This is a genomic window from Neorhizobium sp. DAR64872/K0K18 (genome assembly GCF_050500175.1).
GTDB lineage: Bacteria > Pseudomonadota > Alphaproteobacteria > Rhizobiales > Rhizobiaceae > Neorhizobium > Neorhizobium soli.
Window position 1 is genome coordinate 1050290 of the sequence record NZ_CP191445.1, and the last position, 13510, is coordinate 1063799.

Here is a 13510-nt window from a genome sequence, read left to right on the forward strand (position 1 = left end):
GGGGAGTTTTGGCTCAGTCCAAGTAAGCGTTCCTAAGACTTTGGATTGTCGTCTCGATCTCGGATATCTGGACGCCTCGAAAGTGGCAGTGATCGTATTGGCTGAGGACGTTTGTTATCCGTTTTTTATCAATGCTGGTGTCTTAATTGGCAGAGTAACACGAGACAGTCCTGACATTTGACGAAGCGAAAGTCGTCGATATAATTGGTTCCATAGCTGAGTATGCTGGCGTCAATACAACGCATGAAGAAGCTGCCCCAAAGAAGACTAGGGGACCAGGCCGCAAGAGTAACACCGAAGGCGTTGTGAAGTCTGAGCCTGTTAAGCGCCGCAAGCGTGCGGCCAAGACCATTACGCTCGAAACACGTTCTGACGAGGCAGGCAAAAGGACACGGAGAGGTCGCAAGTCCCGAGACATCTCCGAAATTGCATCAACTGAAACGGTATCAGTCGGAGACGAGTTCGCCGAATTGCTGAAATTGGAAGAAGAAAACAAATCATTGCGGGCTACTCTTGCAGAGAAACTTCGCAAGGAGAATGCGGACCTCCGAGCGAAACTCGGGCTGTAGGGTTCGCCGTTGAGGGCAGAGCACAGTCGTTCGCTCTTCCTCAGGCGTGCCGGGTTCGAGGCACCGCTTTAGTCAGGTTGCGGATTTACGGAACCTGGTTTAAGCAATGATTGAGGGCCTGTAGCTCAAGTGGTTAGAGCCGTCGGCTCATAACCGATTGGTTGCAGGTTCGAGTCCTGCCGGGCCCACCAATTTTTGCTGCGCCCACATCTGTCTGGAAATCTGCAACCGATCTCAATCCAGATTTCGAAGTTAGCCCGATCTTTTCGGTACGATTAGGCGCGAAAAGACGTTGAATTGCCGACGCTTCCCCCAGCGACGTGAAACAGCGGCTCGCGATGTAGCTCCCCTAGTCGCGTATGTCGGCGATAACAAGATTTAGCTCCGGCGTGCATTTGCGACCCGCGAGAGGGGCTCTACAGAGATCCTCTCTTGATGCAATGGCTGCGTGACAATCAGGCTGGGTACGGTTTCGGGATCCAGTTCGACGCTCAGGGGAAAATAGCAGCGACGCCGGAGACGTGCGCTCAGATCATGTAGGCGCTGCTCGATCACAGACGCAAGTCTGGATTCTCAACTCTGATTTTTACGACGGGCAAGTTACGACGCCAGTCCAGGTTTGACCGGATTGATGTTTGGGTCTCGGTGAATGCAAGATGCCTCAGCCGACAGTAGGTAGGACGGCTTGACGCCGCCCGCATGCAGGGTGACGATAACGGTATCGCAAACGAGTGCCCTTCATGGCCTTCTTCTCAATCGGCCTCGGAATGGCCGCTACCATCTATATTCAAGCAAACTCCTTGAAAGAGGCGCGGGGCAAGCTCCAACCGCTTTTCTCAAAGCAAATTGATGCCCGGGACGGACGATGGTTCTCGGACGCCTCGTTCGGTTCCCCCGCGCTTCCTGAAGTCAGTTTTGCGACGGCAATGGCGATAAGATGGGCGGTTCCTGGTGAGGTTTGCCAGGCAATCGAAGCCGACGAGGTGGACCGTCTTATGCGCTCATCGCCGGACGCACAAAAATCTACAGTGGTTCCGTCGTCAACAGATCGCCTCGGAGTTAGACGGGCATCGCTTTATTGGGCTGATCTTTTGGTGAGGACGACTGGCATCCTAAAGGTTCAGCGGTTGTCGAATGGGCTTGCATTGTTAGCCGCACTTCCGTCGACCTGTGTCGGCGTCCACTGGGAACTCGCTGACAAATGGTTTGAACTGGAGGGTTTCGACAACACGGATTTCCCTCTCGTTCTTTCACCAAACATCACGGTGCTTGCTGAGTCCGATGAGCTGCCTCTACAAGAGCACTGGTCGGTGGCTGAGAGCAGAACGCCATCCGCCAGCGAGACCTTCAGCGATTGAAGTAAGCTACTCGCGTGGGCGCGTTATCAACGCGCACAAGTTATAGCTCGCTTTTTGTGAGTAGCCGCGAGAGCCGTGGCAGCTGCCTGGGAGTTGTCGTGAGGAGGTGGAGGAAAAGGCGAGCGCGAAGGATTTCGAGGTAGCCATCGCCTCTTATAATCCGTCTGATGGGTCGTATATGCGGAAATGAGCGACAATGGGCACAGTGTAGGCGAACGGTTGCTAATGGCTAAAGATGCAGGAATGCCGAACGCTATGCGACAAATTTACGTCGAGCAGGCATTTACAATGCCTGCGGACCAAAATTACTTGGTTGCACGGATAGCGTTCAACCGAAGTTTGATCTTCGACAGTTACTGGGCTGCGGCACAAGCCACTGAGAAATATCTCAAGGCAGCTCTGCTTTTAAATGGCTTCGATGCCCTTAATACCCATGGACTTGTCGGTCTCTTCGACAAATTGAAGACGAATGTTCCCTTGGCAATCATCCCGGATGAATTCGTTTCTTTTCCAGTTTCGGAAACGCTGAAGGAGGCTGGATTTAGCTGGGGAAATAATTCGATCCGCTACTTTGTAAGCTACCTCGAAGTCTATGGGAGCCCTGATAACCGGTATGGACGAAACGGCTACCAATTCGACTTTTATGTTTTGCCTAAACTTGACCAACTGATCTATTTCCTACGTCGCAATTGTCGAACCCTAAACGCTGACAATCCGGCGCATAAGGACATTACGAACTGGAAACTAGGTGCCGCCATGCCTCTTGAGACACACACTGTGAAAAAGGACTGGGCGGCCGATAAAGACAACCAATTGGTAGACGACTTTCTAACCGGCAACGCTATTTGGCAATCCATCATTTCCGGAGGCGGCGTGGAGGTTGGACTTCAACCTATTTTGGCCTTGCAGCAGTCAGCTTATGCCGCAGCCATCCAAAGTTTGGAATGTTCCCGTCAGTATCGGATCGAATTCAATAGGTGGCTTCTCACGAATGTCCGGTTGAACAAGCGCGACAAAGCTTCGCTCCAGAAAGAGATCACTCGATTAAACACAGAGGAGACTTGAAAAGAGTTGGCTCATATGAATGTCCCACCATCTGATCATCTCCGCCTCTAAACAGAAAACTGGCTCCAGGAAGCGGTTTAGTTCTTCCTGCTGCGCCATTAGGAACGGCGCATCCTTTACGCGCTCATGCAGCGTCAATAAGCACGCCTCTCCAACGGCAGGCGTCATCGATAGCCAGAGCGTCAAAACGACGGAAAGTGATGGTATCCGTGGGTTTGATGCAGGCAAAAAGGTCAAGGGCCGCAAATGCCACACAATTGTAGACACGCTCGGACTGATGGTCGGCCTCATGTTTCAAAGCGCTGATATCCAGGATCGCGACGGCGCTCCTGATCTCGGTGTATTCATGGGAGCGAGTCGCTGCAGGCGGTAATATCCCTAAGCTTGCATCCTCGCAGCCCAATCATTAGGGACCTTCTCCGTTCATCGACCTTTTGGTCCCAGTCTTGATTTTTGCAACACAACGTGCGATATAAGTGGCGATAAAGGAATTCACACGGGAGATATCCTAATCCGCAGCCTCCGCTGCAGGGCTTCATTGGAAGCCTGAGTCGACGGAAATTTCGTTTCCTGTGATACCGGTATGGGTCTCCAAACTTGGTGTCGCACGGTTGTTAAAGCAACCGACCGGCTGGCAAAAGAAGATACCCCAGTTATGAAAAGGCGGGCAAAAATGCCCGCCTTTTATTTTTAGCGTACTGCGTCGTTACTGTAGATATTCGCGTGCGACTGCGATAGCCGAACACTTTTGTTCACGTCTACAAACGTTTCCGAGACCAGTGCCTTGTCATGAGGCCATTGCACGTCGTGTTGAAATCCCGACCGCAGTGGATGTCCAAAACGATACAACCCTTCCAGCAATGCCCTAAAGTCAGAAAGGGATTGTGTCTGGGAAACATTTTGCATCCGACTAGGCCCGTGTTGACCGTGCTTAGAGATCGCAAAAACGAGTCCCCTATCATCTACTCGAAAATTCTTCCGAACCTCTCCGGTATTTTTGAAAAACGTCGGAAGGCTCTCAATAGTAAACTCCTCGTTGAGGATGTCAGCGTCGTCTATGTCGCCTATCGCTCCCAATAAATGGGCGTCTCTAAACCGGTCGTCAAGGACCGCCCCTGCGGTTAAATGGAAGTTTCGAGGTGGGAGGAGAAGCACTTCATCGGACTTGTCCTTTTCGAGCCGGATCTTTAACTCGTGCAAATCGCCGACTGACGCCCGATGCAGCGCTGATTGGACAAGTTGATACACCGCATCGGGATCGGATCGCCAGTGCTTTCCGTAGGGCCAGTCCCAGCTGTCGTGTATTAGCGGTATTGCCAATGTCGAATAACCGAACACATCGATTACTTTTCGACAATTTGCATCATCCACGTAGAGCAGAACAAGTTGGCCTGGTCTTGGTGGATGCGAAACCGTTTGCGCCTCAGCAAAATCGCAGACAGTTCGGACTAGATCCAGCAACGCACCGTTATCTCCGTAGGGAGGCTTGGGATCTCTTGGAAACGGTGTCGCAATAACTTTCCAGGTTGGAAAGTCGGCACGTATCGCCTTAGCTATGGCGCTATGATTGGGCGCGGGGAGACCAGCTACGATTACGAGCGGTTGCGCCGTTGCATCCCCAATCGGTCTTCGGGCAATGTTGCGCATATAATTACTGGTGTTTAAGCAAAATCGCTATGATGTCGGCGGGGATGTTCAGTCGATCAAGAATCTCTGGGGGCTGCAGCGAAAGTAGCCGCTCTAGGGCGTTCGTCGGTTGAGTGCCACGAACCAAAATATCTGGTGCGATGTTGTTTTTCTCCGCCCAGCCTAAGAAAGCTCTCCATAAGACCTCCTTTTCTTTCGTCGATGCGGTGCGCAGATCGAGCCCAGGCGACCTGTAGACTCCATCCACAGCGATAAAACCCGCCGGAACTGGTTCGGTCGACTCAAGGCGCAGGTAGCGCATAGGTGGCGAAACTTTCACAGCAACGCTCTGTCCGGCTTCCGTTCGGAGGCAGAACGCGATTTGCAGGGGAGCAGGAAGTGCGTCGAACTTGGAGGTAGCCAAACTCTCCAGCACAGACTGAACCTCATCTCGGACAGCAGGAGTGACAACCACTATGGCACCTGGATGTGATCGATTGATCATCTCAAGTTTATTCGGGCCTGCCGCATCGACTGCCTTGGAAAGGCTACCGAACTGCTTGATCACCAGTTCACGATCTTGCTTAAGAAGCTGTCCAAGCGCTGACAGATAGAGAGGCGAGCGATTGTTTTCGTAGCGTCTTGTTACTGCGTCAACGAGGATAGAAAGTGTCTCTACTGTCATTTTAAGCTCATTTTTTCGATGCCCAGCGTCTAACACAAGAGCCTCTTATTTTACAGTAAATTGCTGAGGGAGAATCTCAGGCGAGCCATCAAGGTGTGCGAGAAAATGATCATGTCCCCGAGGAGTGGTGTAGCTTAGACGGCCCCGTCAGCTACAGATACGCAGAGGCGTGGTGTTGCATCGAACCCCATTTGAAATCATCCCCGAGATTCTGATGAGGAGGCTGACAAGAACGTGGATGCGAGTTGCCTCAGATGCTGACCAGTCCGTTAGGATGTGTGGACGCCGTTGAGGGTGATCGCACTTATATAGATGACCGCTGAGCACGCCCGAGTGATATTCACCGCCTCGTTATATGGCAAAATTCTAGATCTTAATGAGGCGAGAACACTCTTGCACTTAGGGAGGCCAATCTTGTGCTGTGATCGCGAGCCGCGTCCTACGGCAAATGGGAACGCAGAGTTCGCGAATTAAACGGGTTAATCCGGCGCTTATCTGGGCCTCCGCGATAAATATTGCTTCAAGTCGCCAGAATGCCAGGATACGCGATACCGCGACTTTCGGACCCGACCTAGCTAATCCGGGTGCGTTCTTCCGCGACGCCAACATGGAGCGTTCTGGATTGGCTTACCCAGCGAGATATTTCGCCGAATATATCCCTTGGCAAAAATTCCGCGTACGATATATCGAGATGGATATCTTGCTTATGCCTGGGAGCGCGATTGGATGAATGGTAAGACTCGACGTTCCTATGTTTTTCAAGGGTTGATGACCGTCCTCGTAGTCTCCCTGTCTCTCGCCGTGCTGGCTGCTCCGGCCGCGGCGGATGAGAAGGTGACGGTGTTTGCTGCAGCCAGCATGAAGAATGCGCTCGACGCTGCCAACAAGGCCTATGGCAAGCCGGTGACCGCCTCCTATGCGGCAAGCTCGGCGCTCGCCAAGCAGATCGAAAGCGGTGCGCCGGCAGACGTGTTCGTCTCCGCGGATCTCGACTGGATGAACTATCTGTCCGGCAAGGCTCTGGTGAAGGAAGACACAAAGTCCAACTGGCTCGGAAATCAAATCGTGCTGGTCGCGCCCAAAGAGAATGCCGCACCGGTCGATATCATCAGGGGTCTCGACCTTGCCCGGCTTTTGAACGGCGGCAAGCTTGCCATGGGTGAGCCGAATTCGGTGCCTGCGGGCAAATACGCAAAGTCGGCGCTGGAAAAGCTCGGCATTTGGTCTTCGGTCGAAAAAAGCGTCGCCGGTGCCGAAAGTGTGAGGGCAGCGCTCGCGCTGGTGTCGCGCGGCGAAGCGCCTTACGGCATCGTCTATGCAACCGATGCCGCTGCCGATCCGGGTGTCGCGGTGGTTGGAACCTTCCCTGCGGACAGCCACGCGCCGATTATCTACCCGATTGCGATTCTCTCGGATTCAAAATCGCCGGATGCCGCGGGTTATCTCGATTACCTGAAGTCCGCCAAAGCCGCGCCTTTCTTCGAAAAGGAAGGCTTTACGGTTCTGAAGTAAGCCAGTTTGACTTGGGCCCCTTGGGCTGATGTCTGAAGGGAAGCAGCGTTGGACTGGTTGGTACTCAGCGAGGAGGAATGGACGGCGGTGCGCCTGAGCCTTCGGGTCTCGAGCGTGGCCGTCCTTGTCAGCCTTCCGCTCGGCATTCTCGTCGCCTATGTCTTGGCGCGCGGAAAATTCTGGGGCAAATCGATCCTCAACGGCATCGTGCTTTTGCCGCTGATCCTGCCGCCTGTTGTGACCGGATTCCTGTTGCTCATCGTCTTCGGCAGACGTGGCGTGGTGGGCTCGTTCCTCGCGGATTATCTCGGCATCGTCCTCTCCTTTCGCTGGACGGGTGCCGCCCTTGCCTGCGGGGTGATGGGATTTCCCCTGATGGTCCGCTCGATCCGATTGTCGATCGAAACTGTGGATCGGAAGCTGGAGGAGGCGGCCGGCACGCTTGGCGCCAGTCCCCTCTGGGTCTTCCTCACCATTACCCTGCCGCTCATTCTTCCCGGCATTATCGCCGGCATGATTCTCGCCTTCGCAAAGGCCATGGGTGAATTCGGTGCGACGATCACATTCGTGTCCAATATCCCCGGCGAAACGCAGACGCTGTCGGCAGCGATCTACACGTTCACGCAGGTTCCCGGCGGTGATGTCGGCGCCATGCGTCTTACCATCGTGGCGATCGCGATCTCGTTTGCGGCGCTGCTCGCGTCCGAATTCATGGCCTATCTGGTCGGACGCAAGGTGGCGGTCGAATGACGATGATCGTGGACGTGCGGCAGTCGTTCAAGAGCTTCGTGCTCGACGCATCCTTCACCTCGACAGGCGGCGTGACGGCGCTGTTCGGCCGCTCGGGATCCGGAAAGACATCGCTGGTGCGCGCCATTGCCGGCCTCTCCAAACCGCAGCGCGGACGGATCGAGATTGACGGCGATGTCTTGCTGGATACCGACCGTGGCATCTTCGTGCCAATGCACAGGCGTCGCTTCGGATATGTCTTCCAGGAAGCACGGCTCTTCCCGCACCTAAGCGTCCGTCAGAATCTTCTTTACGGAAAATGGTTCGCGCCCAAGTCAGGGCAGGTCGAGAATATCTCGCATGTTGTCGAACTGCTCGGCATCGGTCCGCTCCTCGACCGCCGGCCGGGCAACCTTTCCGGTGGCGAAAAGCAGCGCGTGGCGATCGGCCGAGCGCTTTTGTCGTCACCCAGACTGCTCCTGATGGACGAACCACTCGCAGCGCTCGACGACGAGCGAAAGGCCGAAATCCTGCCCTATCTGGAGCGGATGCGCGATGAGACCGCGATGCCCATCGTCTATGTCAGCCATTCGGTCGCGGAAGTGGCGAGGCTCTCGGACCGCGTCGTGATGATGAGCGACGGTCGGGTGGAGATATCAGGCACACCGTCGGACGTGCTGTCCGGCAGCCAAGTGCTGGCCACAGAGCGCCGCGAAGCCGGCGTGGTGCTTTCCGGAACCGTCGAAGCAATCGATTCGGCGCATGGCTTGGCGACTGTGCGGCTTTCGTCCGAAGTTCTCGTCGTTTCGAACGCGCGGGCGCAGGTTGGACAGAGCGTCAGGCTCCATGTGCCGGAGCGAGATGTGATGCTCGCCACCAGGAAGCCCGAAGGGCTGAGCGCCCTCAACATTCTGGAAGGGCAGATCGCCCAGATGGATGCCGAAGGGGAGGGCATGGTGCGCGTCAAGATCCGGTGTGGCGAAGACGTGGTGCTTGCCCGGATCACCGGCCTGTCGGTTGAGCGTCTTGCACTTCAAGCCGGACTTCCCGTCTATGCGGTGATCAAGACCGTCGCCCTGGCACGGTAATTGGCCGGGTAAGCTGTGCCCGAAATAAAAAGGGCCAGCGCTGGCTGACCCTTTTCGTCTGTCTATAGGCTTTAACCCGTTCGATCAGGTCGCGACACCCTGCGGGCTGTCGGCCGACCTGTCGGGTGCACGGCTGAGCATCAGGGCGACGATCGTGCAGATGGCACCCGAAATCAGGTATCCGCCGATGAAGATGATGCCGAACTGGCTCGCGAGACCGAGCGCGGTCAGTGGCGCAAAACCTGCGCCGACCAACCATGCGAGGTCGGAGGTCAGGGCCGAACCGGTGTAACGGTAAGGCTGGCTGAAGCGCGACGAAACCGAACCGGAGGCCTGACCAAAGGAAAGGCCGAGGATGGCAAAGCCGATGATGATGAATGCATCCTGGCCGGTACCGCCCGCATTCAGCAGGAACGGCGCCGTAAAGCTGAAGATGGCGATGATCACCGCACCAATGATCAACTGGCGGCGACGACCGATCCTGTCTGCAAGAAGACCGGAGATCACGACCGTCACGAGTCCGAGCAAAGCACCGATGACCTGGACGAACAGGAATTTCCCGGCGCTCTGGCCACCGAAAAGTGTCACCCAGCTCAGCGGGAAGATCGTTACAAGGTGGAACATCGCGAAGCTTGCAAGCGGGGCAAAAGCGCCGAGAACGACGTCGCCCCCGTGAACGCGCAGCACTTCCAGAACCGGCTTTGCCTGCAATTCGTGCGCTTCGAGCGCATCGCCGAACTCTTTCGATGCAACAATGCGCAGACGAGCAAACAGGGCCACAACGTTGATGGCAAACGCGACGAAGAACGGATAGCGCCAGCCCCAGCTCAGGAAGTCGGCGTCGGAGAGATTGAAGACGAAATAGCCGAACAGGACGCTCGCGAGCGCAAACCCGAATGGCGCGCCGAGCTGCGGGATCATCGCGTAAAGGCCGCGGCGGTTCGGGGGTGCATTCAGTGCCAGCAGCGATGCAAGACCGTCCCAGGCTCCACCCAGCGCAAAACCCTGGCCGAGACGGAACAGCGCCAGCAGAGCCGGCGACCAGTATCCGATCGTCTCATAGCCGGGCAGGAAGGCGATCGAGGCCGTCGAGCCACCGAGCACGAGAAGGGCAATCGTCAGCTTCGTGCCGCGTCCATAGGTACGGTCGACCCACATGAAGACCACCGAGCCAACAGGACGCGCGATGAACGCGAGCGAGAAGATCGCAAACGAGTAAAGCGTGGCGGTGACCGGGTCTCCGGCAAACGGAAAGACCACGCGAGGGAAAACCAGGACCGAGGCGAGGCCGTACACGAAGAAGTCGAAAAATTCCGACATTCTGCCGATGACGACCCCGATAGCAATATTGCTCGGTTCGACCGGCTTGTCGTCGTGGATCTGCCGGGCATCCCGTTCCATCTCTGTGGATGTAGGATTGGCAAGTTGGCTCATGAATGTGTTCTCCTGCACGTCTGTTTCCACATGAGAATGTCGGGCGTACCAGCTGTCAATCAAGACGTCGCGCAAAAAGCATATTTTGGGCGGATTTTGGTGTTTTCTGAGGCACCCATGGCAACAGATGGACATTGAGGCGGAGTTGATGTTTTTGCAACGACCATCATCAATCCACACACCCCGCTTGCATTGCAGCGCGAAAAAGTTATTGCACTGCGACGAAACACCTCATGGAGATCAGTTGCTTGCTCCGTTAGGCCGACTGGACACATCGAAAGTTTCGAGCAGACCAATGTTCCCAATGTTGAAACGTCTCATCCAAATCGCTTTGCTGCCGCTTTTGGCCACCCTTTCGGGCTGCAATCTCGTCGTGATGTCGCCATCAGGCGATATCGCCAGGCAGCAGGCAGATCTGATTATCGTCTCGACCGTTCTGATGCTGCTGATCATCGTGCCGGTCGTGTTTCTCACGCTCTACTTCGCCTGGCACTATCGTCATGCGAACACCACAGCAAAATACGATCCGGAATGGCATCACTCGACACGGCTCGAAGTGGTTATCTGGGCCGCGCCGCTGGCGATCATTGTGGCGCTCGGTGCGATCACCTGGATCAGCACCCACCGTCTCGACCCGTATCGTCCTCTCGACCGCCTCGATGCGGAACGTCCGGTTCCCGCCGAAACGCGGCCTCTGACGGTTCAGGTCGTGGCGCTCGACTGGAAGTGGCTGTTCTTCTATCCAGAATACGGCATCGCCACGGTCAACGAAATGGCCGCACCGGTCGATCGCCCGATCACGTTCGAGATCACCTCGAGCTCGGTGATGAACTCGTTCTACATTCCGGCGCTCGCCGGCCAGATCTACGCGATGCCGGGGATGCAGACCAAACTGCACGCCGTCATCAACAAGGAAGGCGAGTTCGAGGGACTTTCGGCAAACTACAGCGGTGCCGGGTTCTCGCACATGCGCTTCAAGTTCCACGGCTACACGGCCGAAGGCTTCGACGGCTGGATCGCAAAGGTCAAGCAGCAGGGTACCGCACTCAACCGCGATGCCTATCTAAAGCTTGAGAAGCCGTCCGAGCGCGAGCCGATCCGCTATTTTGCGGCGGCCGACAAGGATCTCTACAGCGCGATCCTCAACATGTGTGCCGAACCGGGCAAGATGTGCATGAACGAAATGATGCATATCGACATGATGGGTGGTGCCGGCACTGAGAGCCACGAGAACCGCGCGAAACTTCAGTATGACAATCGTCGTATCGGAGATGCGGAAGGTACAAACGCCGCGACTTTCCCCGCGACTGGCACACCTGCCAAGAGCGATGAACAGCCGCACAATGAGCAAGGTCACGGCAACCACTCGATGCCGGACACGAACAATGGCGACGCCGATCCGGCGCCTGCGCAGATCAACAATTAACGGGTTGTCCCATGTTTTCCAATCCTGACATCCTGAAGTTTATCTTCGGAAGGTTGTCCTTCGAATCACTGCCGTTTCACGAACCGATCCTGATCGTGACGTTTGCGGCCGTGTGTCTGGGCGGCATCGGCGTGGTGGGTCTCATGACCTACTTCAAGCTCTGGGGGCCATTCTGGCGCGACTGGGTTTGCAGTGTCGATCACAAAAAAATCGGCATCATGTACATCGTGCTGGCCATCATCATGCTGTTCCGCGGCTTTGCCGACGCCATCATGATGCGTGTACAGCAGGCCATCGCCTTCAACGGCAACGAGGGCTACCTCAACTCTCACCACTACGACCAGATCTTCACCGCCCATGGCGTGATCATGATCTTCTTCGTGGCGATGCCTTTCGTTACCGGTTTCATGAACTACATCGTGCCGCTGCAGATCGGCGCGCGTGACGTTTCGTTCCCGTTCCTGAACAACTTTTCGTTCTGGATGACGACCGCTGGTGCGATCATCATCATGATCTCGCTGTTCATCGGCGAGTTCGCGCGCACCGGCTGGCTGGCCTATCCGCCGCTTTCGGGCGCCGATTACAGCCCGGGTGTCGGGGTCGATTATTATATCTGGGGTCTGCAGGTGGCAGGCGTCGGCACGACGTTGTCGGGTATCAACCTGATCGCGACGATCGTGAAGATGCGTGCTCCCGGCATGTCCTTCATGAAGATGCCGATCTTTACCTGGACGGCACTCTGCACCAACATCCTGATCGTTGCCTCGTTCCCGATCCTGACCGCAACCCTCGTGCTGCTGTCGCTTGACCGTTACGTCGGCACCAACTTCTTCACGAACGACCTCGGCGGTAACCCGATGATGTACGTGAACCTGATCTGGATCTGGGGTCACCCGGAAGTCTACATCCTGATCCTTCCGGTCTTCGGGATCTTCTCGGAAATCGTTGCGACCTTCTCCGGCAAGCGCCTGTTCGGCTATGCCTCGATGGTCTACGCGACCTGCGTGATCATGATCCTGTCCTACCTCGTGTGGCTGCACCACTTCTTCACGATGGGTTCGGGTGCTTCGGTCAACGCCTTCTTCGGCATCACCACGATGATCATCTCGATCCCGACGGGTGCGAAGATGTTCAACTGGCTGTTCACGATGTATCGCGGTCGTATTCGCTACGACGTCCCGATGCTCTGGACGGTCGGCTTCATGGTGACCTTCGCCATCGGTGGTATGACCGGCGTCATGCTGGCTGTTCCGCCTGCCGACTTCGTGCTCCACAACTCCCTGTTCCTGATCGCCCACTTCCACAACGTCATCATCGGCGGCGTGCTGTTCGGCCTTCTCGCAGGCGTCAACTACTGGTTCCCGAAGGCGTTCGGCTTCAAGCTGAACCAATTCTGGGGCAAGGTATCGTTCTGGTTCTGGTTCGTTGGCTTCTACTTCGCCTTCATGCCGCTCTACGTTCTTGGCCTGATGGGCGTCACCCGCCGCGTATCGCAGTTCGAAGATCCGTCGCTGCAGATCTGGTTCATCATCGCAGCCTGCGGTGCAGGTATGATTGCCATCGGTATCGCCTCATTCATCATCCAGATCGGCGTCAGCGTCTGGAAGCGTGATGAACTGAGGGACGAAACCGGCGATCCGTGGCACGGCCGTACTCTGGAATGGTCGACATCGTCGCCGCCACCGGACTACAACTTCGCCTTCACTCCGGTGGTCCACGATCACGACAGCTGGTACGACATGAAGAACCGCGGTTATGCGCGTCCTCTTCAGGGTTTCAAGCCGATCCACATGCCGAAGAACACCGGCACCGGCGCGATCCTCTCCGGCATCAGCGTGGCACTCGCCTTCGGCCTGATCTGGTACATGTGGTGGCTTGCTGCCGTGTCCTTCATCGCCATCATCGTTGTGTCGATCGTCCATACGTTCAACTACAACCGCGACTACTACATTCCGGCGGACGACGTTGTCGCGGAAGAGAACAAGCGGACCGAACTGCTCGCTAGGCAGGTGTGATAA

General features: G+C 56.0%; 10 protein-coding genes, 1 tRNA gene and 1 pseudogene. 9 read left to right on the forward strand and 3 right to left on the reverse strand.

Going from position 1 to position 13510, the window contains the following annotated elements:
• Positions 1-683: 683 nt before the first annotated feature.
• The 4 genes and pseudogenes from ACQY1P_RS04635 to ACQY1P_RS04650 all read left to right on the forward strand — a co-directional run.
• Positions 684-760, forward strand: a tRNA-Ile gene (locus ACQY1P_RS04635).
• Positions 761-1309: 549 nt separating this feature from the next.
• Positions 1310-1927, forward strand: coding sequence for a hypothetical protein (locus ACQY1P_RS04640; RefSeq protein WP_430253201.1), 618 nt, complete (start codon positions 1310-1312; stop codon positions 1925-1927).
• A gap of 225 nt (positions 1928-2152) precedes the next feature.
• Positions 2153-2992: a HEPN domain-containing protein gene (locus ACQY1P_RS04645; RefSeq protein WP_430253202.1), complete on the forward strand. Its 840-nt coding sequence runs from the start codon at positions 2153-2155 to the stop codon at positions 2990-2992.
• 139 nt (positions 2993-3131) lie between these two features.
• Positions 3132-3329: pseudogene (locus tag ACQY1P_RS04650) on the forward strand (transposase); the annotation flags it as partial.
• A gap of 353 nt (positions 3330-3682) precedes the next feature.
• Here the strand turns inward: ACQY1P_RS04650 and ACQY1P_RS04655 are convergent.
• On the reverse strand, positions 3683-4639 hold the full coding sequence (locus ACQY1P_RS04655; protein ID WP_430253204.1) for a hypothetical protein: 957 nt from the start codon (positions 4637-4639) through the stop codon (positions 3683-3685).
• 4 nt (positions 4640-4643) lie between these two features.
• Complete coding sequence (locus ACQY1P_RS04660) at positions 4644-5303, reverse strand: hypothetical protein (RefSeq protein WP_430253206.1); 660 nt, start codon at positions 5301-5303, stop codon at positions 4644-4646.
• 768 nt (positions 5304-6071) lie between these two features.
• Here ACQY1P_RS04660 and modA point away from each other — a divergent pair.
• The 3 genes from modA to modC are packed head-to-tail and all read left to right on the forward strand — an operon-like array spanning position 6072 to position 8632.
• On the forward strand, positions 6072-6815 hold the full coding sequence (modA, locus tag ACQY1P_RS04665; RefSeq protein WP_184656013.1) for a molybdate ABC transporter substrate-binding protein: 744 nt from the start codon (positions 6072-6074) through the stop codon (positions 6813-6815).
• Between the two features lie 48 nt (positions 6816-6863).
• Positions 6864-7565 carry a molybdate ABC transporter permease subunit gene (gene modB, locus ACQY1P_RS04670; RefSeq protein WP_174197373.1) on the forward strand — a complete coding sequence of 234 codons (702 nt, stop codon included), beginning with the start codon at positions 6864-6866 and terminating at the stop codon, positions 7563-7565.
• Positions 7562-8632 carry a molybdenum ABC transporter ATP-binding protein gene (gene modC / locus ACQY1P_RS04675; RefSeq protein WP_325264198.1) on the forward strand — a complete coding sequence of 357 codons (1071 nt, stop codon included), beginning with the start codon at positions 7562-7564 and terminating at the stop codon, positions 8630-8632. The genes modB and modC overlap by 4 nt, the downstream gene beginning before the upstream one ends.
• Before the next feature lie 84 nt (positions 8633-8716).
• Here modC and ACQY1P_RS04680 read toward each other — a convergent pair whose 3' ends face one another.
• Positions 8717-10066, reverse strand: a complete 1350-nt coding sequence (locus tag ACQY1P_RS04680) for an MFS transporter (RefSeq protein ID WP_062454408.1) — start codon at positions 10064-10066, stop codon at positions 8717-8719.
• A gap of 304 nt (positions 10067-10370) precedes the next feature.
• Between ACQY1P_RS04680 and cyoA the strand changes: the two genes are divergently transcribed.
• Complete coding sequence (gene cyoA / locus ACQY1P_RS04685) at positions 10371-11492, forward strand: ubiquinol oxidase subunit II (protein ID WP_244473942.1); 1122 nt, start codon at positions 10371-10373, stop codon at positions 11490-11492.
• Positions 11493-11503: 11 nt separating this feature from the next.
• Positions 11504-13507: a cytochrome o ubiquinol oxidase subunit I gene (gene cyoB / locus ACQY1P_RS04690; RefSeq protein ID WP_430253208.1), complete on the forward strand. Its 2004-nt coding sequence runs from the start codon at positions 11504-11506 to the stop codon at positions 13505-13507.
• Positions 13508-13510: the final 3 nt, after the last annotated feature.